General features: G+C 56.5%; 13 protein-coding genes and 1 tRNA gene. All 14 read right to left on the bottom strand.

Annotated features, from left to right (window positions below; genetic code table 11):
• Nucleotides 1–3: 3 nt before the first annotated feature.
• On the bottom strand, nt 4–1,221 hold the full coding sequence (locus RDU76_09275; GenBank protein ID MDQ7799113.1) for a hypothetical protein: 1,218 nt from the start codon (nt 1,219–1,221) through the stop codon (nt 4–6).
• 38 nt (nt 1,222–1,259) lie between these two features.
• Entirely contained in the window at nt 1,260–3,794 is a 2,535-nt protein-coding gene (locus RDU76_09270; GenBank protein ID MDQ7799112.1) for a helix-hairpin-helix domain-containing protein, read from the bottom strand.
• Nucleotides 3,795–3,799: 5 nt separating this feature from the next.
• The gene (locus RDU76_09265) at nt 3,800–4,630 is read right to left on the bottom strand and encodes a hypothetical protein (protein MDQ7799111.1); all 831 of its coding nucleotides are present in this window, start codon (nt 4,628–4,630) and stop codon (nt 3,800–3,802) included.
• Between the two features lie 11 nt (nt 4,631–4,641).
• Nucleotides 4,642–8,028, bottom strand: coding sequence for an Ig-like domain-containing protein (locus tag RDU76_09260; protein MDQ7799110.1), 3,387 nt, complete (start codon nt 8,026–8,028; stop codon nt 4,642–4,644).
• A gap of 556 nt (nt 8,029–8,584) precedes the next feature.
• Nucleotides 8,585–9,946, bottom strand: coding sequence for an ABC transporter substrate-binding protein (locus RDU76_09255; protein ID MDQ7799109.1), 1,362 nt, complete (start codon nt 9,944–9,946; stop codon nt 8,585–8,587).
• A 53-nt stretch (nt 9,947–9,999) separates the two neighbouring features.
• On the bottom strand, nt 10,000–10,821 hold the full coding sequence (locus RDU76_09250; GenBank protein MDQ7799108.1) for a carbohydrate ABC transporter permease: 822 nt from the start codon (nt 10,819–10,821) through the stop codon (nt 10,000–10,002).
• Nucleotides 10,818–11,774, bottom strand: a complete 957-nt coding sequence (locus tag RDU76_09245; protein ID MDQ7799107.1) for a sugar ABC transporter permease — start codon at nt 11,772–11,774, stop codon at nt 10,818–10,820. The genes RDU76_09250 and RDU76_09245 overlap by 4 nt, the downstream gene beginning before the upstream one ends.
• Before the next feature lie 102 nt (nt 11,775–11,876).
• A complete protein-coding gene (locus RDU76_09240) occupies nt 11,877–13,361 on the bottom strand; it encodes a lamin tail domain-containing protein (GenBank protein ID MDQ7799106.1) in 1,485 nt (494 codons plus the stop codon).
• A 494-nt stretch (nt 13,362–13,855) separates the two neighbouring features.
• Nucleotides 13,856–13,932: transfer RNA gene (locus RDU76_09235), tRNA-Arg, on the bottom strand.
• Between the two features lie 112 nt (nt 13,933–14,044).
• Nucleotides 14,045–15,517 (bottom strand): tetratricopeptide repeat protein, encoded by a 1,473-nt coding sequence (locus tag RDU76_09230; GenBank protein ID MDQ7799105.1) that lies wholly within the window; start codon nt 15,515–15,517, stop codon nt 14,045–14,047.
• A gap of 172 nt (nt 15,518–15,689) precedes the next feature.
• The gene (locus tag RDU76_09225) at nt 15,690–16,061 is read right to left on the bottom strand and encodes a response regulator (GenBank protein MDQ7799104.1); all 372 of its coding nucleotides are present in this window, start codon (nt 16,059–16,061) and stop codon (nt 15,690–15,692) included.
• Between the two features lie 22 nt (nt 16,062–16,083).
• On the bottom strand, nt 16,084–16,461 hold the full coding sequence (locus RDU76_09220; protein MDQ7799103.1) for a response regulator: 378 nt from the start codon (nt 16,459–16,461) through the stop codon (nt 16,084–16,086).
• A complete protein-coding gene (locus RDU76_09215; GenBank protein MDQ7799102.1) occupies nt 16,458–18,227 on the bottom strand; it encodes an ATP-binding protein in 1,770 nt (589 codons plus the stop codon). The genes RDU76_09220 and RDU76_09215 overlap by 4 nt, the downstream gene beginning before the upstream one ends.
• A 192-nt stretch (nt 18,228–18,419) precedes the next feature.
• Complete coding sequence (locus RDU76_09210) at nt 18,420–22,046, bottom strand: PAS domain S-box protein (GenBank protein MDQ7799101.1); 3,627 nt, start codon at nt 22,044–22,046, stop codon at nt 18,420–18,422.
• Nucleotides 22,047–22,206: the final 160 nt, after the last annotated feature.

The following is a 22,206-nucleotide window of genomic DNA, read 5'->3' as shown; positions in this document are numbered from 1 at the left end:
ATCTTACTTCAGCGAAAAGGTTAACATCAGGTCGGCCATGGTCTCGGACACCGTGGTTCCGCTGGAGGTGCCGAAGGCCTGGCCGTAATTATAGGTCCGGCGCCCCACCCCGGCCGAGATCCCGGTTATGACCTGGGAGACGGAGATCTCGGTGCCGAACCCGGCCCGGGCCAGCCCGATGGACGATGAACGGTAGGAATTGGCAAAGGACACCCCAAAATAAAGGGGCAGGCTGTTTTTCATCCGGTGGGATATTCCAAAGCTGTACTTGTTCACCGGGACCAGCGGTTCGTAGGAGAACAGGTTATCTTCCAGATTCTGCCAGGGAGTATGCTCGTATTCCAGGCAGACGGTGGCCGGGAATTCATTGGACGGCCGGTAGGTTGCTCCCATGGCGTAACTGCTGGGCAGCCCCACCCTCTGGGTCTGGCTGATGGAAGTATCGTTGTCGCTGTAGGACAATAGGCCCTCCACCCGGGCGCTGCTTTTCCAGCTTATCCCCAGGCTGATCCGCGGGGTCAGCTGTCCAAAAGCCCCGGCCGAAAAACGGTAGCCCCGGTAATTGTGCTGATAACTGATGCTGAGGTCGGTGTATGTCGGGTCTTCAAAACTTTCGGTGATGGTGAGTTTGGGATCGCCCGACAGCCTGGTCAACCCCAGTCCGGCGGAAAAAAAGGAGAACGGCTTCACCGCCAGGGCACCGCTGTATCCGTAAACCGCTCCCTGCTGGACCTGCTCATACAGGCTGGTCAGGTAATAAAAGGCATCGCGCTCCTCCGCCTTTAAGCGGTAGTTGAAATCGTATTCCCGGCTGATGCCGAAACCCAAAGCCGCCTTGGGCAGGACCCAGAAGCTGGTGGCATACGATGCCTCGGCCCCCTGGAGGCTGTAGTCGGTCTGGTCGTTGATGGCCGTGGTCCTAAGGCCGACCGAATTGGCGTAGGAATCGAACACCTCTATGGAACGGTATTCCCGCCGCCAGTTGATGCCGGCGGTAAGCTGGGCCCTCAGACCGTCGGTCTCGGCCATCAGCGCCGGGTTGGCCAGCAACCCCTGTCCGGAAAGGGCCACCCCTTTTAGGTTCAGAGCCGTTCCCCTGGCGTTATAGCTTGACGCCGGGGACCCATAGGGGGTGTATTCCAACAATCCGGCCCGGGCACTGCCGGCTAAAGCAAAAATGCCCCACACCAAAAGCAGTGATATTTTTCCCTTGGTTCTCATCTATATCTCCTTTGGATGATTTCTGTTATATTTTCCGGTTACCATCTGAAATCCAGCTGCAGGTCAACCTTCCACAGGTCGCGCCGGTCGGTGAAATCCTGCACCACCTCGGCCGGCGATTCGGTGTAATAATAGACGTAATCCGGGCCGTAGATGTTATTGAAGTTATACCGGCTGTCCTTGCCCCGCAGTCTGAGCCGGGCCTGGAGGTTGTCGGACAGGCGGTCGGACACCGATATGAAATATTTCGTGCCGTCGCCGTCCAGAAAGTCTATTCCGGCGTCCTCGAATATCCACTGGGACATGGCATCGGTCCTCCAGCTGGCGATCCCGGCCCTGAGGTCCCAGTTGGGGGAGAAATTATGCTGCCAGTTCGACGCCACATAGACCCCGCTCATCAGGGTGTTGCTGCCGTACAATGTCGAGGGGGTCAGCCGGACCTCGCCGTAGCGCAGCTCCACGTTGAAATAATCGCGGTCGGTCAGGGTGCAGAAGGTTCGCAGGGTGGTCTCCCGGGTGTTGGACCTGGTGGCCTCGGCGCTCTTGGGCAGGTATTTGGTCTGGTATTTCTGTTTCAGCCTGAAGCGCAGGGGGAAAACCGGGCGGTATTCCAGCTCGCCCTGGAAACGGACATTGTCCAGCCCGTAGGCCAGGTTTCTCCAGAAGTCTATATAGGCCCGGGTTATGGTGAACTGGCGGCTGATCTGCCAGCGGGTCTCGATATAGGTGCCGTCCTCGGCCTTGGGCGCCGGATAGTTGACCAGTTGTTTGTAGACCGGGTCGATCAGGCGGTATTCCTTCTCCAGGATGGTGTCGTCGAACTTGGTCTGCTCGGAGAAACCGCGGGAATAGGGATTATCATAGTCCACGTCGTAATGGCGGCGCAGCAGCAGCAGATACAAAGTTTCGTATTGCAGATGGGTCTTCCACAGATAGGCCCAGCCGCCGCTGTTAAGATGGGCCAGCTCCCCCTCCACCGAAAGATTGTCCACCACCGTCCGGAAATTGCCGGATTTCACGCCCCGGACGTTTCCCGACCACAGCTGGGTGAAATTGGGGTCCGACAGGTCGTTCTTGTCCCCCGGCAGGTCCAGCTCATAGGGGTCGGGGCGGAAGGGCTTGTCGTACCTGCACTCAAAGGCGGTAAGGCCCAGGCTGGTGCCCACCGGCAAAGACACGGTTCCGGAGAGGTCCCAGTTCAGATTCATCCCGTAGGTCTTTTCGTTGAACACGTCCCGGTACCAGGGGTATCGGGGGGACGGGGAGAAATAGGTGCTGACCGTGCCGTCCCGGTTCAGGATCCCGTCCTTCTGGTCGGAGGAAAAGAAAAAGGAGGGCGTGATGTTCCAGATGCTGGACTGGAGAGCTGCGCCCCGCAGGGCGAATTCCTCGTTGGAGGTGATGTCTCCGAAAACCCCGGCCCCGCGGGAGAAACGCCGCACCATGGATTCGTCGGCCGACCAGCGGTTATCCATGGCCAGCCCCTGCCCGAAGGTCAGGCGGTAGTTGCCCAGGAAAAGCTTGTCGACGGGCGCCAGGTCATACAGGGCGACATAGGCCTTGGTGAAGCCCTCGGTCTCGAAGGGCTCCTTTTGATGGTAATAACCCAGCTTGAGATCCCCGCCCAGGTCCATCCTCAAGCGGTGCTGGACCGCCAGATCGTTCCGGGCGTACCTCAGCTGGTCGTACTCTGATTGCAGCCGGCTTTTCAGCTGGGCTATCTCCGGCTCGGTCCAGCCGTGCTGGCTTAGGATCTTGTCGGTGGTCATGGTGTCATAAATGGCGGAGCCGGGGACGAAGGCCAGCAGGGCGGAATTGAGCGAGGCCGCCTGGTAGCGGAAATCGCCCTCGTCGCCCGGGTCTATCCGGTCGTCCGAGGTCAGCCGGACCCGGTAATTGCCGTCAAAATAAAAGCTCTCCTCCCTGGGGTTGATGGTCACATAGTTCCTCATATTGGTAAAGCCGTAATGGGACAGCCCGTCTATGTTGCGCTGCAGGGTCCGCCAGTCCTTGATCCGGCCGGAGTATCTGATATGCCGGGCCACGGCGGCCGCGTCGATGGGCGACACATTCTGCAGGGTCAGCAGCTGGTCGATGGAGGCCCGGTTGATGTCCATGGGATGGAGCAGCAGCTCCTCCCACTCGTTGATGGCCCCGTAGCCCGGTGATTCTTCGGAGGCCAGCCGGTCCTGCAGTTCGGCGATATACCTGGTGACCCGGGAGGTGTCGGAGGAGGGGAATACGGCCACCTGCTGGCGCAGTTTATTAAGCTCGACGGGAGTCATCCCGGGAACCTGCATCAACTGGTAGAAACTGGCAAAGGCTCCGCGCTCAAAGCGGTAGGTGTGGATGTCCTCGGCCAGTTTTGGCGGAATGCCCGACAGGCCCAATATCTCTTCCCGGGTGGCCCGGTTCAGGTCAAGCTGTGACCCGGAGGCCGCCGCCAGGGTGTCATCCGGCAAAAGATTGACCTGCGTTTCCTGATAAAAATCCACCTGCTGGGCAGGGGCCGGGCTTATCAGGAAGGGCCCTGTCAGCAAAATGAAAATCATCATCTTATAATCTAATTTCATAGATATCACCACTTATAGCCCAGGGCGAACTGATGGGTCCCGGACAGGGCCTGGTGTCCGCCCTCGAAGGCGTACCCCACCAGTATCCCCCTGGCCTTCACCCCCAGGCCCATGGAATAAAGGGTCAGCTGACCTTCATTTAGAATGCCGGCCCGAAGGGCCAGTTTGTCCTGCCACAGTTCATATTCGGAGCCCACCTTGTACCGGGTTATCTTGCCGGCATCCTTCCCGGCCTCGACCGAGGCCAACACCCCGCTCAATGGAACATAGGAAAGGCCGATGCTCACCCCGCTGGGAAGGTCGTATTGGTATGATTTCCCCAGGCTGGGATGGTTAAGGTTATGCCCGAAGCAGCCGATGCTCCAGCTGCGGTAAACTTTGGCCAGCAGGCCGATATCGATCCCCATGGTCATGGCCGAGCCGAAACGGTCCTGCCACAGCCGGTAGAAATTGAAATTATAACCGAAGGCCAGCTGGCTGTTCAGGTCGAAGCCGTGGGACAGGGTCACCGTCTGGTCGGTCTCCAGGTCGCATCCCACCTGCTGGGCCGATATCGCCGTCCCGCCCCATTGGCCGAAGCTGCGGCCGATGCTGGCCGTCTGGTTGGTCAGGCCGGCCACCCCCCACAGCCGCTTGGCGTAGACCGAGGCCTGCCAGGAGTCCAGGCGGGACAGCCCGGCCGGGTTCCATCTGACGGCGTCGATGTCGTCGGCCACTGCGGTATAGGCCCCGGCCATGCCGCTGGGCCGGATGCCCACCTGCCAGTCCTCGAAAGCCGCCCGGGCCGTTCCCAGGGCCAGGGCCAGGATAAATGTCAGCGAAAGAATCTTTTTCATATCTGCATCCTTCATTTCAATGGCGTGCCCAGCACGACTATCTTGGTTTTATCGGAGATGGCCCCTTGGGCGGTGACGCTTCTCAGGTGGGCGATATACATACCGATGCCGGCCCGGCGGTTGGAATTATCGCTCCCGTTCCAGTAATAGTATTGATGCCCGCCGGGGACATTGTTCAGGCAGGTCTTCACCAGCCGTCCCTTCAGATCGTATATTCTCAAGGTAAGATGGTGGTCGGCCGGGGCGTTGAGCTCGATGACCGACACCTCCCCCCATTCCGGGGAGAACGGGTTGGGCTTGACCGAAACGATCTGGGAGGAAGCCGAAGCCGCGGTGGAATCGACCAGGATCTCGATGTCGGGCGGGTACAGCACCCCGTTGTAATAATAATCCTGGGCAAACCTGGGAACCAGCTGATAGCCGCTGTTGTAAGGGGATTCCTTGTCGTATTGCGAGACTATCCCGGCAACCCTGACCTTGGCGCCGTAGGTCATCGGGCTCAGGTCGAAGCCGCTGATCTCGGCGATCCGGACCGCGATGGGGGCGTTGCCGTTGCGCAGCTCCATGTTGTAACCGCCGCCGGCATAGGCCGGAATGCCGCTGATGGTGCCCTCCACCGAGGCCAGCTGCCCCTCGATGCTCTCGCCCAGCAGCTGGTTGTAGACCATGGCCCGGGGAGCGGCCGGCTGGTCGGCCCAGTCCCACAGTGCGATCTGGGCTGCGGTGCTGGCCACCTCGGTGACCCCGTTGTATTCGGTCACCCGGCCGGTGACCACCGCCCGGCGGCCCAGCACGAACTGGCCCCTGGTGCCGCCGTAGACGTTGACCCCTCCGGTGCCGTCATCCAGGTACCAGCTGGCGGTGCTGGCAGTGGAGCTGGTAAAATACTGGTCCGGGCCGCTGACTATCCCCTCCACGGTCACCGTCAGTCCCTCCATCAGCGGGGTGAAACCGTCGGCGCCCGGCTTTTGGACGTCGGAGATCCGGGTGGGATTGAGCAGGGTCACGAAGCTGAAGCTGATATCATCCAGGCTGTCATTGGATCCCACCCCGTTCCCGTTCCCGTCCAGGTAATAACCCAGGGTGTCGCGCAGGGAATGCGATATCCAGACCGAGACCGTCTCCCCCGGGGAGAAGGCGTCGGCCGACAGCAGCCGGACCGTGCATTCGAGGCTGTCGTAGTTCAGTGACAGGCTGTGTCCCGAAGAACTGCTGCCGGTAACTGAAAAATTTGCGGCCATTACGGCGGACTGATCCAGCGGTTTGTCAAAATTCAGCCGGATGCCCACCAGGGTGGGAACATTGATGTTGCCCTGGGCCGGCAGCGAGGAAAGCATCTTGACCGGTTTGAACTGTACGATATCCCGGGGGAAGCGATGCTCTATCTTCCAGCCGAAAGAGGCATGCAGGATGCCCTGGACCCGGATCAGGCTGTCGCCGACCACCGGGGTGTAGCCCATGTGCGAAAGCGAATCAAGGAAATCGTCCATGATGCAGGGGCCGCTGCCGTCGGTGACATTCCATTCATAATAAGTGTTGGGCAGGCTGGTGACGTTCACCCGGTTGGTGGCCACCAGCACCCCCTCATAGGCTTCGGCATTGGGATTGTTGCTGGAGAAGCTATCGGTGGGCAGGACCACCGGCTCCGGCACCAGGGTGCCTTTCTTGAGCAGCTGGAATCCGCTGACCGGCGAGATCTCGGTCAGCCCGAAATATTCGATGACCGTCCCGCTGACCAGCACCGAATCCCCCTCCTCGGGGAAACGATCGCGGTCGTAGCAGTAGACACCGTTCCAGGGGCCGCTGCCGTCCTGGATGAAATACATACCCTTGCTGTTGCCCACCCGCACCACTCCGGTGACCACCCCGCTGACGGTGATGTTCTGCCCGTTGTAGGGCGAATTGCCCGAGGGATCGCTGGTGTACTGGATGTCGAATATGGTCAGGTTGGCATTTCTCCTGGTCTGAAAGGAGAAGTTGTCGCCGACGGCCGGGTTGCCGGCGGAGTCGGTCAGGGTGCTGCGGACCTCCACCGTCACCGTGTCGCCGTAGGCAAAGCTGTCGGACGGCTGAACGGTGACCCGGGTGTTTCCGTTGGAAAGCACCGGGGCCATTATTCCATAGCTGGCTATGCGGCGTCCGGTCAGCCTGAAGGCAGCGGTGTCGACGGTGGACGGCAGCAGGGCCTCGCTGAAATTGATCTCCACCGAAGAATTGACCTGGACATTGATCTGCCCGTCCGCCGGGAGGGTGCTCAGCACCCGGGGCGGCATGGTGTCCGGCAAAACCGTATGGAAGGTCCAAACATAGGGGGATAGAAGATGGTTCCCGCCGGTGTCGGCGACGGCCGTGGTCAGGGTCACCGTGACGGTGTCGCTTTTGCGCAGGCTGTCCTGGACATAAAAGGCATAGGCGGCGCTATTGGCCGCCGGGCGGATGGAATCCGGGTAATAGCGCGCCTGTTTCAGGCCCGCCACCGCGAAGCTGGCGGTATCCAGGGTGGCTGCGTCCATCAGCCGGTCGAAGGTCACCGAGATCACCGCTTGGGTATTGACGTTGGAGGCATTGTGCACGGGACTGACGGAAAGCACCTCCGGGTTTACCGGCAAGACGCCCCTGATGTCATCCCAAGTGTTGGCGGCGCGTATTCCGTCGATCGAAGCGTTGGGCGTGCCGGCATTGCCCTGCCGGATGGCGATCCGTCCGATGCTGTCCGGCTCGCTGGTCGAAGCCGAGATCTGGGTGATGTCCGGCGCCGGCTCCGCTCCGGCCAGGGAGGGATTGATGAACAGGGCGGCGTCATCATTGGCGCTGCCGGTTATCATCTGGTAGCGCACTAAAACCAGATAGGTTGTTCCGGGTGCCAGATCGGCCGAGGCCCAGACGGCCGCCGCATTGGTGGTTGACGACCGCAGGCCCAGATTGTAGCTGTTGATCGTCGCGCCCTTTCGGATGGACACCCGGCCGATATATGAGATGCTGCTTACCGGCACCAGTGACGCGAAGTAATCCCCGGTGGTGCTGCTGCTGGCAGACAAGCCGGCGGTATCGGCCAGGTTGAGCAGAAACGCCAAATAGACCGTCGATCCGACTATCTGACTCTGGCTGAAGGCACGGCCGTCGTCCTCGGCGGTGGCCGTGGTGTTGATGATGTCGATCTTGTTGCCTATGCCCGACGAGGTATAGCCGGCGTAGGTCAAACTGCCGCTGGAGACCAGTATCGGATTGGACCCCAGGCCGGAAAAGTTTATCCAACTGCCCCCGCTGGTTGTCAGCAGCTGGCCGGTTGAATAATTGAAGTTCTCCTCCATCAGCAAAGTGGCTCCCGATCCGGCGGCCATTAAAAACAGCAGCGGCAGGGTCAGCAGCACTCTTTGCCAGGTCTTAGTTAAGGCCATGTTGGTTCCCTTCCTGATTTATAATATTATTTTTTAAATTCTATAGCCCGGGAAATCACCGTATCAAAACCAGCGGAACCAATCAACGGTGAATAATATTGGCCCGAGGAGCCAAGCGATAGCTGCCGAAACCGCTAAAAAAAAGGCCGATAATAAATAACCCATTACCTTGTACTCTGTCCGTTGCTGCGCCCTTATTATTTTAAAACCCCGAAAACCTATATATAATGTAGCCCATGAACCTAAAAGCAAGAACAACATTGGTATTGCTGAGTTATAATCATAAATATAATTGATGCCGGTTGGGGTCAGCCCGCTGGAAAAAAGGCATAACCAGGAAGCCATGAAAACGATTGAATATAGTGTGATATAATTGCCGTATGAAATATTATTAACATTACTTCTGAATGCCATCGTACAGGCAAAGATCAGTATAATTGAGATTAAGTTAATGGTTATCTTGATTATATACCTGTAATGATGTGGATGAATGGATTTCCCCGCTAAAAACAATACCAGACACAAAAATAGCGCGCCTGCGTATAATGGTATTCTTTTACTCATGTTTGGGTTTGCGTGATTTCCAAAACAGACCCAGCGCCGACAAGGCCACGATGGCGGTCAGCAGGATCAGCACCATCCAGGGACTGCCGGCTTCCCCCCCCTGCTGCAGGTTTATTTTTTTGGCCGCCTTGTGCAGGGCCTGGGCCGGGGTCTTGAATCCCTTCAGGGCCGGCTGCAGGCCGTCCTCGTCCATTATGGAGCGGCCGGTGTTCCAGACCACCGCGTTGGGCTCGGGATAGGCATATTCCAATTGCCGGTAGGCGCTCTCCAGCCCGGGGTATCGGGCAAATTTCTCTTTCAAACTTTTCTCATTCAGGGCGGATCTTCTGACCGGCAGATAGCTGGTCTCGGCCGACCAGCGGGCGGTATTGGCCGGCTCCATCATCCATTTCACCAGCTCCCAGCCCCGGGCCATCAATTCTTCCCTGGGCTTGCGGAACATGATCATATTGGTGCCGGATAGCACCACCGCCGGCCTCTTTCTCATCGGCAAAGGCGCTATTCCCATATTAAAGGGTATCTTCTGCAATGCCATGTATGCCAAAGAAGCCGAGGAACTTTGGATCATGGCCACCCGGCCGGAAAGGAAATCGTTCTGGTGTTCAAACCCGGTGGTCAAAAAGGCCACTTTATGTTTGTGGACCAGATCCACCAAGTATTGCAGGGCTTCGATCCCCTCCGGACTGTCGAACACCACCTTTTTCCCATCGGGCGAGAATATCTCCCCCCCGTTCTGCAGCACCAGACACTGGAACATCCAGGCCGCGCCGGTGGGGAAAGCGGTGCCCCACTGTTCCGGGGTGCCGTCCTGGTCGGCGTCCAGGGTGAGTTTTTTGGCGGCCTCTATGAACTGGTCCCAGGTGGCCGGAAATCTCTCCGGGTCCAGCCCGGCTTTGGCAAACAGGTCCTGGTTATAATAATACACCGGGACGCTTTTATTGAAAGGCAGGCTGGTGAGTTTTCCGTTCCGGGAGCACTCGGCCAGCATCACCGGGAAAAAGTCGGACAGATAACCGGTGTCGCCGGCTTGGGAAAGGTAATCGCCAAAAGGCTTTATGGCATCCTTCTCCAGCAGCTGGCTGGTCCAGGCCTCGTACGACTGTGCCAGCAGGGGCTCGTTACCGGCCGCCACCGAGGCCATCAGTTTCTGGGACAGGGCGGTGTAACTTCCCATGCTGATGGGGTCTATCTTCCGGCCGGGATTTTCTTTGGAGAAATCGGCCACCATCGAGTCCAGGGTCTTGCCCAGCGGCCCGCCCATCACATGCCACATCACCACCTGGTCGGATGATCGCGGCTGGCATCCCCCCAACGCCAGCATCAGCAGTAATATCGGGATTATATATTTTTTCATACAATCAAAGAGTATAATACTTTATTATTTTCGCGTATTTCGCGGGCAACGGCCTACTCTTTCAGCCCGCTGGAGACGAAGCTCTGGTTGATCTGTTTCTGGGCGAAGATGTAGAAGATCACCAGCGGCAGGATGATCATGGTGGAGGCGGCCATCAGCAGGGGCCACATCGATCCCTGTTCCTGCGAGAAATAGGCCAGCCCCACCTGCAGCGGCCTCATGCTCTCGCTGTTGGTCACGATCAGCGGCCATAAAAAGCTGTTCCAGCTGCCGATGATGGAGAACAGGCTGATGGTCACCAGCACCGGCTTGGAGATCGGCAGCAGGATGTGCCAGATGAATTTAAGATCGTTGGCCCCGTCCATCTTGGAAGCTTCGTAGAGGCTCCAGGGCACGCTCTTGAAATGCTGCCGCACCAGGAAGATGGAGAAGATGTTCACCGTCCAGGGAACGATCAGGGCGTAAAAGGTGTCCAGCCACCTCAGCTTGGCCAGGATCACATAGGCCGGCACCAGATACACCGGCTGGGGGATCATCATCATCCCCAGCAGGGCCAGAAAGGTCAGGTCCCTCCCCTTGAAATTCTTGAAGGAAAAGGAGAAGGCCGCCAGGGTGGAGGTGGCCAGCACCCCGGCCAGGGTCAGCACCGTCATGATGATGGTGTTCAGGAAATACCGCAATAACGGTATCTGGCGCCACACCTCCAGGTAATTCACCAGCTGGGGCCGGGCCGGGAATATCCGCGGCGGTATCAGCAGGGATTCCGGCTGGGTCTTGAGCGAGGTCAGGATCATCCAGACGAAGGGAAAGATCATCACCAGCGAAATGGCGGTCAGCAGGATATAGACTATTAACTTAGCGCGGCTGTTTTTCATTGGTAATGCACTTTCGATTCCAGCACTTTCCGCTGGATGATGGTCAGGGCCAGGATGATCAGGAAAAGTACGAAGGCCACCGCGTTGGCGTAGCCCATCTGCCAATCGGAGAAGCCCTTTTCATAGAGGTAATAGACCAGGGTGCGGGTGGTGCCCAGCGGATTCCCCCCCACCGGCCCCTGCATGGCGTATATCTGGATGAAGACCTGGAAAGAGGTGATGGTGCTCATCAGCAGCACGTAAAAGGTGGTGGGAGAGAGCATGGGCCAGGTTACGTGCCGGAACGAGGCCCACTTCCCCGCCCCGTCCAGCGAGGCCGCCTCGTAGTAATGTTCGGGAATGGACTGCAACCCGGCCAGGAAGATGATGATGTTGTATCCCAGGGAATGCCAGATGCTCATTATTATGATGGCGACCAGGGCCAGGCTGGGTCCGGCCAGGACCCCCGGCAGGTTGACCCCCAAAGGCCCCAGCAGGAGGTTCATTATTCCGGCCGGCTCCTCCAGCCACAGCGAAGGGTTTATCCCTATGAAGGATAACACCTGGTTGGCCAGGCCCAATCTGGGGTTGAAGATCCATTTCCAGACCAGGGAGATGGCCACGGTGGAGGTTATCACCGGCAGGAACAGGGCCGTCCGGTACAGGGCGGTGGCTTTTATTTTCTGGTTTATCAGGACGGCAATGAAAAGGGCTATGAACAGGCTGGCCGGCACCACCCCCAGCACGTAGAACAGGGTGTTCAAAAGGCTCTGGCCGAACCGGCTGTCGCTGAACAGATAGATATAATTCCCCAGCCCCAGAAATTTCCTGGCCCCGGCCAAACCCCAGTCGAACAGGCTCATCCACAGGGCGTACAGCATGGGCGCCATCCGGAATGTCGCGACGATCACCAGGGTCGGCAGCAGGAACAGCCAGGGGGAGAGACGGGATATTTTTTTAAGCGCTTTGGTCATATATAATTTATAGATGATAACCTATAAAGGCAACAGTGTCAATATACATAAAAAAGAGGAGAGTATTATGTTTTCTCTCCTCTTTTTTTATCGCAATGTGGCTTATTTTAGAATGAGCATTCTGCGGGTGGAGCTGCGGCTGCCGTCGCTCAAATTATAGAAATAGACCCCGTTGGGAAGCTGCTGGCCGTTCTGCCCCTTCAGGTTCCAGGCCAGGCTGTGCAGCCCGGGCGACAGCTGTCCGCTGTAGACGGTGGCCACCTTCTGCCCCAGCACGTTGAACACCGACAGGTCGACCCTGCCCTGATTGGCCAGGCTGAAGGAGAACCGGGCCTCGCGGCCGGCCGGGTTGGGTGAGCATGGCATCAGGCTGAAGACCGGCTTGGCAATCGGCGGCTGGCCGGCAACCCCGGTCGGACCATGGTTGATGACATCAGCCGAATCCCTGGGCAGCAGCTTGAAATGGCTGAAACTGTAGGTCATCACCCCGGTGACGGTGACGCTGTCCACCCCGAAATTGGGCTTGGCATAGTAGATACCGTTGGTAGTGCTGGAGTTGTCTATCCGCAGGGTGTCGGGGCCTATGCAGACGGCCCACTCGCCGTAGGTGGGGCTCATCCAGGTGGTGTCGCAGGCCAGAGCTTTGGGGACGCGCACCAGCGTCCCTTCATAGGATTCCGCCGTGGGCGAACCCGTCTTGACGTCGGCCAGCGATACGTTGGTAATTGCCGGGACGGTTCCGGTGCCGCGGACCGTCACCTGGGAAGCGGAAAGTTCCGTCAGCCCGTTGTATTCGGTGACCGTGCCGGTGATGATGACGGAATCACCAACCACCACGTTGGCGTTGGAATAGACCACTATGCCGTGCCAGGGTCCGGAGGCTTCGGCCAGCATGAATCCGTCGAAATCAACATAGTTCTTGGAAGTGACGATGCCCACTACGCTGACTGCCGAATCGGTCAGGGCCCCGCCGTTCTGAATATCATAGATGGTATGCGGGGTGTAGACCACCGCCCCGCCGTTGGTGGCCCCCGGGGTGGGCACCACCATGTCGGCCCAATCGACCGCCAGGTCGGTATCAACCCCGTTGGGACTCCGTCCGATGGAGTGGCCGGCTGCCGCATCTATGCACCCGGGATTCCAGCCGCCGAACCTGATCCAACTGGCCCAGGTAAGGGTGGGTGTTCCCCAGTTCATCTGGTCGATCACACTGTCGGCGGCATTCAATATGATCAGCATGTCGGCGCCGTTGGCCAGCCCCGCGCCGAAGCTGCTATCCGGCCACTGTATGGCAGGGACCGCCGGGTAGTTCAGGTGGAAGCTGTCGACCAGGGCAGCCAGGACCAGGTATTCGCCGGCCGCCAGGACGGTGCTGGGAAAAGTTTCACCGATGCTGTCGGTATTGTCGCACATGATCCACCCGCTGAGATCGATGTCGTCTCCGGTTGGGTTATAAAGCTCTATCCATTCGGTCTTGGTGTCGGTGCCGCCACCGATCGGATCATACTGCACCTCGTTGATCACCACCTGGGCATTGACCGAGACCGCCGCCAGCAAAAGAACCAAAGCTAACAATGTTTTTTTCATTTTAAAACTCCTTGTTTATTATTGAATTATTCTATTTTCATTCAAGAAGCATTATGCCACTTTTTTTATGGTTTGTCAAGTTAAGAATGGGTAAAATTTATCTTTGTCTTTCCGGCAAGGGATACTGAATGTTGTGGATGGCAAACCGGATGATACCGTATGCAGTATGCCAAAACACCCAATGGATCAGGCCCTATAATAGGCCTATTGCACCAAAGAGTGACGTCAGAGTACAAGCTCTAAAAAGGCTTATCCCGCCTTTTGGCATGTTTCCCGGACAATAACCCCGCAAAACAATGGCCCCAGATCCTTAGGGATTTTATCAAGGCGTCTTGATTTTAATGGCGCTGATCAACTTATAATTATAAATCGTATAAACTCGTTTGGTATTTTTTAGTATGTTTCCGCCAGAGAGGGACAAGCCCAGGCAATAACCCCTAAAATATTTTCGTGCCTTTTCGTGTGTTTCGTGGGAAATAACCCCGGAAATAAAATGGTACCCCTGGGCCGATTCGAACGGCCGACACACGGTTTAGGAAACCGTTGCTCTATCCATCTGAGCTACAGGGGCACATCATATCCATCCGGGATCTCAAGTTTCTTCATATTATAACAAAACCCTGGCCGTATTTCAAGCTTGATGAAAGTGCGGCTGGGCCATATCCTCTTAACCGGGCAAACCATCAGCGGATGGTCTTCAAACGATCGATCCTCTCCACCCAGTTCTTTAGGCCCAACCGCTGGAAAATATTCCGGGCTTCCTTCACCTTGTCGAGCTTTTCCATGACCAGTCCCTGATAAAAACAGGCCCGGCCCGTTTCCGCCGGCTGGCTCAGCCCGTCGAATATTGCCGTGGCCTCGATGAATTTATCGTCATTCTTTTCTATTCTGGCCTGCAAAAGAAGCGCCTCGGCTTTGCCGTCCTGGGAATTCAATTCCCCGGCCAGTTGCAGTGCGGTTTCGGCAAGATCAGCGGCCTTGTCGGGAGCCGATCCCTCCGAGATCTCCAGCTCGGCCAATGAAAGGCAGACCCTTCGCGAGATATCCCTCACCTTTATCTCCCGAGACAGCTCTTCGCTCCGGGTCAGATGCTCCCGGGCCTCCGCAAATCGTCCTTGTTCCAGGCAAACCCGGCCGATATTGTTGAGAATTATGGCCTGCCCCCGCCGGTCCTTTATCTCCTCCCGGATCTGGAGTGATCGGTCATAATATTCCAGGGCCGGAACATAAGCGCCAAGTTTGTACTGCACCGTGCCGAAGTTGTTAAGGCTGACGGCATACCCCTGACGGTCCCCGATCTCCCGGCGTATTTCCAGGGCCTGGCCGTGACAATCCAGGGACCGGGGGTAATTGCCCAGGATGGAATGCACCGCGCCGATGTTGTTCAGGCTGCGGGCCTGGCCCTCCCGGTCGCCCACCTCCTCCTGGATCTTCATCGCTTTGCCGTAATGCTCCAGGGCCTGCGGGTAATTGCCCAGTTTGTCGTAGATGGTGCCGACATTGTTCAAGCTCAGGGCCTGCCCCTTCCGGTCGCCGATCACCTCCCGTATGCTTAATGATCTGGGATGATGTTCCAGGGCCCGGGCATAATCCCCGCAACTATAATGCACCGAACCGATGTTGTTCAGGCTGTTGGCCTGTCCTTTAAGATCGCCGGTCTCCTCCCGTATCTTCAATGAACTGGCGTGGCATTCCAGGGCCCGGGCATAATCGCCCAGCTTGTTGTAGATGGTGCCGATGTTGTTCAGGCTGTTGGCCTGTCCGGTCCGGTCATCATTTATTTTCTGGATGTTCAGGGATCTTTCATAAAATTCCAGGGCCCGGGAATAATCCCCCAGGCTATTGTGCACATGGCCGATATTGGTAAGGCTTTCCGACCGGCCCTTTTCATCGTTGACCGTTTGGTATAACAAAAGGGATTTCTCCGCCGAGTCCAGCATATCGGCATACCTGTTTACCGAACCATAGATATCGCTTGACTGCAGGTGGCAGTCCGCCTGGGATTTCTTGTCCCGGATCACACCGGATATCAGCAAGCCCCTCTTAAAGTCGGCCAGCGCCCCCTCATTCTGGCCCACCAGGGACAAAACCTGGCCGCGGTTCAGCATGATGTGAACCACACGGGCATGATCCAAAGGATGTTTGGGATCGATCATTCAGGCATGTTTGATTGCATTGTCAGTTAGATTTCAGGTTACAAGGATATCAATTCCACCGCCAAATATCAAGATAAATAACAACAGCCGGGCGCTGCCGCCCGGCCCATCCCCACCTTTTTTTCGCCAATGGTGACATCCGATATCCGGAGCGAAATTCCAAACATACGGTTCAACCGATAAGCTCTTTTATCTTATTGGTCAGTTCGTTTATCCGGAAGGGCTTGGTCAGGTAATGGTCGGCCCCGGCCGCCAGTCCCGCTTCGATGTCCCGGCCGCTGGTCTTGGCGGTCAGCATTATGACCTTGATATCCCTGGTGTCCGGGGAGGCTTTGACCCGGCGGCAGACCTCTATGCCGTCTATCCCCGGCATCATTATATCCAGCACCATCAGGTCGGGGTGGAGCGACCCGGCCTCCCGGAGGGCCTGGTCGCCGTTGACGGCCTGATAAACCTGGTAGTTCTGACGGGTCAGCAGTTCCGTGATCAGGAACAGGACGTTGTTGTCGTCATCGGCCACCAGTATTTTTTTCATCTCATCCATGGTTTGCTCCCCAATACCGATTTTAAATTGCCGACGGGGTTCCGCCATCCAGCACCGTTTTGACCTTCTCCCTCAGCTCGGCCAGGTTGACCGGTTTGGTGATATAGGCGGCGATATCGGAGGTACCCACCACATAATCGTCCTGCAGATGCTTGTAGGCCGAACAGATTATGACCGGAGTGGTCTTTTTAAGCTCCCGGATCTTCTCCACCACCTCCAGGCCGTTCATCTCCGGCATTTTGATGTCGAATATCAGCAGGTCGAACTGTTCTTTTAATATCCTCCGGAGGGCCTCCCGGCCGGTGGCCGCGGTGGTGACCTGGTAGCCCTCCTCGCCCAGCACCTCCTCCAACAGCAGCCGGATATTGGCCTCGTCGTCCGCCACTAAGATCTTTTTCATGCTCTCTCCTTTGTATGATTAATATCAATTTTTGATTCCTTCGATATTTCTGGGGCTGTATCCAACTGCTTGTTCAGCGGCAGAAAGATGGTGAACTTTGTTCCCCGGCCTATCCCGCTTTCGACGTTTATGGTACCCTGATGCTCTTCTATGATTTTTTGGATGATGGCCATGCCCAAACCGGTGCCGGCCTGCTTGGTGGTGAAGAACGGCTTGAATATGGCGCCCAGATTCTCCGGCGGTATGCCGCAACCGTCGTCGGATACGGTCAGTTCGACCCCCGGGCCGTCAGAGTTGTTCTTTTCGGCCGCCGCTAGCTCGATCCGGCCGCCGTTATTGATGGCCTCGATGGCGTTATTGGTCAGATTGAGGATCACCCTTTCCAGCCTGACCGCATCGCCCTGTATGGCCGGCAGGGTCCCGGCGATATTTTTGACCAGCTGGATGTTCTTTTCCGCCGCCTTGGTCTTTTTGGCGTCCATCACTTTATCTATCAGCGAAGCCAGATTCACCTCGGACCAGATGGTCTTCTTCTGGTGGGCGAAGTCCAGGATGTCCGAGATCAGGGTGTCCACCCGGAAGGCCTCGTTTACTATGATGTCCACATACTTGCGGTTCTTGTCGTCCTCCCCCACCCGGGACTGCAGCAGCTGGGAGAAACCGGCAATGGAGTTCAATGGATTTCTTATCTCGTGGGCCATCACCGCCGCCATCTCCCCCAGGATGGCCAGCTTCTCGGAGTGCTTGACCCTCTCCTCCAGCGACTTGGTCCTGGTCAGGTCGCCGAAGATGGCGATGGCCCCGTTGGTCCTGGCGGTCTGGCTGTGCAGCAGCGAGGTGGAGATCCCGATGGTGATCTGCTGGTCGCTGAAGGTGGTGATGATCATTTCATTGCGGTGGACGCTTTTCCCGGTCTCCATGGTCCTCTGCAGCAGATCGCAGATGGTCTTGAAGCGGGGGAATTCATCAAGTTTCTTCCCGGTCACCGCGGCCGATGTCAGGTGGAATATTTCGCTGGCCCCCCGGTTGAAGGTGGTGACTGCGCCGTCCACATCCACCACTATCACCCCGCTGTTGATGCTGGCCATGATGTTTTCGCTGTATTCCTTGTAATATTTCAGGCTCTGGTTGGTCTTGACGATCTCATCGGTGGCCAGCTCTATCTCCCTCTTCAGGCGTTGATTGATCCTCTCCTCCTCCTCCTTTTGCTTGCGCTCCCCCGCCGCCTGGCTGGCCCAGTAACTGCTGAACAGGGCCACCAGAAAGAAGAACGGCAGTCGGATCCAGAACGACGGGGTGGAGAACACCTCCGGTCCGGAGTTGTGATACACCAACCAGCCGTAAAAGAGGGAGGCCACAAAAGCCACCGGGATGGTGCCCTTGACGTTCTGTCCCACGCTGGACATGAAGATGCTGAGGAAATAGATCAGATAGAAATCGGTGTTGATGCCCTCGGCAAAGTAGACCGAGGCCGAGACGAAGCAGATGTCGGAGAGGAATATCACGTAGTTGAGCCACTGCTTCTCGAACAGCCGGGCCGGGACGAAGGTCAGGATCAGGTTCGAAACGAAGAAGAATATGGCCAGCAGGTAATTCTTGCTGCCGAAGTTCAAGCCTCCCTCGCTGAATCCGGCCAGCAGGATCACCAGCAGCACTATCAGCCAGCGCATTATCAGGATGGTGGTCTTGTGGTCCATGTACTGGACCCGGTTCTTGATCTTGACCGGTTTTATCCGGTTTAAAATATTTTTGATTATGTTTCTCATTTCTGGCTGTTTTAAATGATTTATTGGTTTTCCCTCACACAGAGGCACAAAGACACAGAGGCTTTTATCGTTTAAACTGCGTGCTACATGCATGCCCTGGGCGGATCATGCTCCGCCCCTACTGTCCCCTGTCCCCTGTATACTGCATACTAAATACGCCTACCGATCTTTAACCTTTTGAACTATTCAACTTTAAACCTTGAACTTTATTGTCGCCCTGGTCCCGCCATCGTTGGTTATCTTGATCTCGGCATCCAGCTGGCCCACCAAAGAATCCACCAGTTGCAGCCCCAGGGTGGGCACCGTTTTCAGGTTCAGAGCTTGGCTTATTCCCGGGCCGTTGTCGCTCATCTCCAGGGTACATATGCCGGCGGCATCCTTTTTGAAGGATATTTTTATTTGGCCTTTTCTCTGGGGATCCTTGAAGGCGTACTTGAAGCTGTTGGTGGCCAGCTCGTTTACGATCAGCCCGCAGGGGATGGCTATGTCCACCGGTATTTTGTCTTCCATGATATCGGTCGTCAGCTCCACATCGCCCTGGGTAATCCCGTAGGAAAGATACAGGTCGCGCATAAGTCCCTGGACGTATTCGGAAAAATCTATGCCCGAAAGGTCCCCGGACCGGTAGAGTTTCTCGTGCACCAATGCCATGGAACGCACCCGGTTCTGGCTTTCCAGGAACATCTTTTTATATCTTTCATCCTGAACATATCCGGTCTGCAGATTGAGCAGGCTGGCGATGACCTGGAGGTTGTTCTTCACCCGGTGGTGGATCTCCTTGAGCAGCACCTCCTTTTCCTTGAGCGAGGCCCTGATCTGTTCCTCGGCCTGCACCCGCTGGGTTATGTCCCGGATGTTGCATTGGACCACATTGTGGTCGCCCGCCGGGTAAACATTGCTGACGAATTCCACGTCCTTCTTGTGGCCGTCCTTGGATTCCAGCGGCAGATCCTCGTAACGGACGTACCCCTTTTCCTTCAGTTCCATGAAGCTGGCGCGGCTGGCCACGATATCCTTGAACAGGCCTATCTCCCAAAGTTCCTTGCCGATAAGCTCCTCGCGGGGATACCCCAGCAGTTCCTTGATAAAGGGGTTGGCATCGTCAATGACCCCGGTATCGGCGTTCAATATCAGGATCCCGTCCTTGGCCGATTCGAACAGCCGGCGGTAACGGACCTCTGAAGCACTGAGTTTTTGCCCCGCCTGCTTGTGTTCTGTTATGTCCAGGCAATGCCCGATATACCCGATGAACTTACCGGCGCTGTTATAACGCGGGCTCCCATCATCCTGTATCCAGCGGTATTCCCCATCGTGGCGGCGCAGGCGGTATTCCATGCTGAAGTTTTCCCGCCGGTCAAAGGCGCCGGTATATATTTCCAGGCAACGCTGCAGATCATCCGGATGCACCCCTTCGGCCCATCCATTGCCCAGCTCCTGTTCCACCGTACGGCCGGTGAAATTCAGCCAGACCTTATTGAAATAATTGCATAGTTTATCGGTTCCCGCGGTCCAGACCAGTGCCTGTCCGGAATCGGCCAAGGTCCGATAATTTATTTCGCTATCCCGCAGTTTTTCCTCGGCCAGCTTGCTCTGGGTGATGTCCTGGAACGCCCCTTGTATTTTGATGATCTTCCCGGTTTCATCTTTTACCGGCTCGCCCATGGTCCGCACCCATACCCTCCGGCCCCCGGCGGTTAATATCTGCATCTCCTCGTCATAGGGAATGCCGTTCCGGGCGCATTCAAAGAATACCTTCGTTATCCTCTCCCGCCACTCCGGGGTGTAATAGCTTAGCCCTTCTTCCACCAATGGAGAGTACCCGGCCGGCTTTTCGTGGATGGCCGCCGTTTCATCGGACCAGGTGCAACGATTATTTACAAGGTCAACACTCCATCCGCCCAGCTTTGCCTTGTCTCCGGCTATCCTCAAGAGGCTGGCATTTTCTTTGAGCTGAGCCTCGGCCTTCTTCTGCTCGGTCAGGTCATCGTAAACTGCCACGATCTCCCCGGAGGGCAGTTTATAAACATAATTCTCCCGCCAGCCTTCCAGGCGGTCATCTTTGTAAATCGAGACCGGATGATGCTCCGGATTCCCGGTCCGCCACACCCGCTGGAACACATCTATCAGCCCCATGGGCTTGATCCCGGGGAATACTTCCGATACTTTTTTCCCGATCACCTGCTCCCTGTAGATGCCCTCTATCCTCTGTCCGGCTGAATTGAAGTCCATGAAAACAAAATCCGCCCCGTCCTCCACCGCCCGGTAAACGGCCACCCCGCTGTTGATTCCCTGGAACAAATGGGAAAACCGGGCCTGGCTGGCCAGCAGTTCTTCCATCTGCTGCCGTAGTTCCTCGTCGGCAGCCCTAAGTTCTTCCTCGGAGGCCATCAGTTGCTGGTTGGCTGCCTCCAGTTCCTCCTTCCGCTCCTGCAGGTCCAGCTGGTATTGTTTCCGCTCGGAGATATCCCGGACGATGCTCTGCAGGTAGTTCTTGCCCTCAATTTCTATGACCCGAGCGCTGATCTCCACCGGAAAGGCGGTGCCGTCCTGGCGCCGGTGCAGGGTCTCGTAGATAAGGCTTCCCTTTTCCATCAGCTCCCTCATCTGGTCTTTGAACTTCTCCCTCTGCTCCTCCACCAGGATAAGGCCGACCGACCGACCCAGCAGCTCCTCCCGGGTATAGCCGTAGGCCTGCTCACCCCGCTCGTTGATCTCCATTATCCGGCGGTCCTGGTCCAGCAGGAAGATGATGTCGTTGGCGTATTTGGTCAGATAATCAAAATGCCTGACCAGCGCCTGTTTCTCCAGTTCCAACTGGTACTGTTTCTGATAAAAACCCCGGCGGTCGGCCTGCCAGATGAAGGACAACATCGCGGCCAGCAATATTATCAGCAAGGATACCAGCGCTGCAACATTCACGGCTTGTCTTTTGAGCGGAGCATAGATCTCATCCTTATCCACCTTAGCCACCATGAACCAGGGAGAATCGGGTATGCGCTTGATGACGGCCGCCACCGGAACGCCCCGGTAATCATGACCCTCCACCATGCCTTCTCTTCCGTTGGCCGCCATTACAGCCGGCAGCAAGGTATCTGCCAGAGGGATCCTCAGTTTTACCGCCGTTCCCTTTTGGTGCCGCAACTCGTTCAAATGCACCATTTCATCGCCTTCCCGGCGCAGCAAAATGGTTTCCCCGCTTTTGCTGGTGGTAGGCCATTTATCGATCAGAGGATATAGCAATTTATCGGGATTGATACGCAGGATAACAGCGCCAGCCGCGGTCTGTCCTTTGAACAAAGGCGCTACAACATCCAGGTGAACCTCCTGACATTTGGCACAGAAATAGAAATCGCTGAAAATGATCGTTCGTTGTTGCACGGCCTGCCTTATTATCTTCATGGTAACCGGGCTGATCCCCTCGGACTGGCCCTGATCAATGAAAAGGCGCACTTGGCCGGCAGGATCGATCAAGATCACATCCTTGTAGGTGTCGTAGATCCTGAAAGCATCCAGCCGGTCGTAAATGTATTGCCTGATGGTTTTATTGTTTGGGTTTTCGAACCAATTGAGGACATTCGTAGCGAACATCATGCTTTTATGCAATACATAGGCGTCTCCCAGCCGTTCCCTGCGCCAGGTTTCTATTTCCCCGCTCTTCAGTTGGGCTATCACGTTCAAATCTTCATGAATATGGGCGACGGACCTGGCCCGCTGCTGCTTATAAAAAATATACCCCCCGGCGCTGATGCCCGCCGCCAGCAGCAAAAACACCGCCAGCAGCTTAAAGGGGATCTTTTCCATTATCTGACGCTGGGTCATCCTGGTTCCTCCTGTTTTTTAACCACTAAGACACAAAGGCACAAAGGGTTTTACTTTAAGGATCAATTTCATTGTTTTTGTCACCCTGAGATCTCTCCCCGCATAGCAGGCCGAACGGGTGACGGTCTTCTACATTCTATATCCTGGATCCTATGCTCAC

This window comes from Candidatus Edwardsbacteria bacterium (assembly GCA_031082425.1).
GTDB lineage: Bacteria > Edwardsbacteria > AC1 > AC1 > EtOH8 > UBA2226.
Note: the sequence above shows the minus strand (reverse complement) of the source record. Positions and strands in the feature narration are given on the sequence as shown.

Coding starts and splice junctions, on each gene's coding strand:
- RDU76_09250 (MDQ7799108.1), bottom strand. CDS start 10,821: ATGAAAAACAGCCGCGCTAAGTTAATAGTCTATATCCTGCTGACCGCC.
- RDU76_09260 (MDQ7799110.1), bottom strand. CDS start 8,028: ATGGCCTTAACTAAGACCTGGCAAAGAGTGCTGCTGACCCTGCCGCTG.
- RDU76_09225 (MDQ7799104.1), bottom strand. CDS start 16,061: ATGGATGAGATGAAAAAAATACTGGTGGCCGATGACGACAACAACGTC.
- RDU76_09255 (MDQ7799109.1), bottom strand. CDS start 9,946: ATGAAAAAATATATAATCCCGATATTACTGCTGATGCTGGCGTTGGGG.
- RDU76_09220 (MDQ7799103.1), bottom strand. CDS start 16,461: ATGAAAAAGATCTTAGTGGCGGACGACGAGGCCAATATCCGGCTGCTG.
- RDU76_09215 (MDQ7799102.1), bottom strand. CDS start 18,227: ATGAGAAACATAATCAAAAATATTTTAAACCGGATAAAACCGGTCAAG.
- RDU76_09275 (MDQ7799113.1), bottom strand. CDS start 1,221: ATGAGAACCAAGGGAAAAATATCACTGCTTTTGGTGTGGGGCATTTTT.
- RDU76_09245 (MDQ7799107.1), bottom strand. CDS start 11,774: ATGACCAAAGCGCTTAAAAAAATATCCCGTCTCTCCCCCTGGCTGTTC.
- RDU76_09210 (MDQ7799101.1), bottom strand. CDS start 22,046: ATGACCCAGCGTCAGATAATGGAAAAGATCCCCTTTAAGCTGCTGGCG.
- RDU76_09240 (MDQ7799106.1), bottom strand. CDS start 13,361: ATGAAAAAAACATTGTTAGCTTTGGTTCTTTTGCTGGCGGCGGTCTCG.
- RDU76_09265 (MDQ7799111.1), bottom strand. CDS start 4,630: ATGAAAAAGATTCTTTCGCTGACATTTATCCTGGCCCTGGCCCTGGGA.
- RDU76_09270 (MDQ7799112.1), bottom strand. CDS start 3,794: ATGAAATTAGATTATAAGATGATGATTTTCATTTTGCTGACAGGGCCC.
- RDU76_09230 (MDQ7799105.1), bottom strand. CDS start 15,517: ATGATCGATCCCAAACATCCTTTGGATCATGCCCGTGTGGTTCACATC.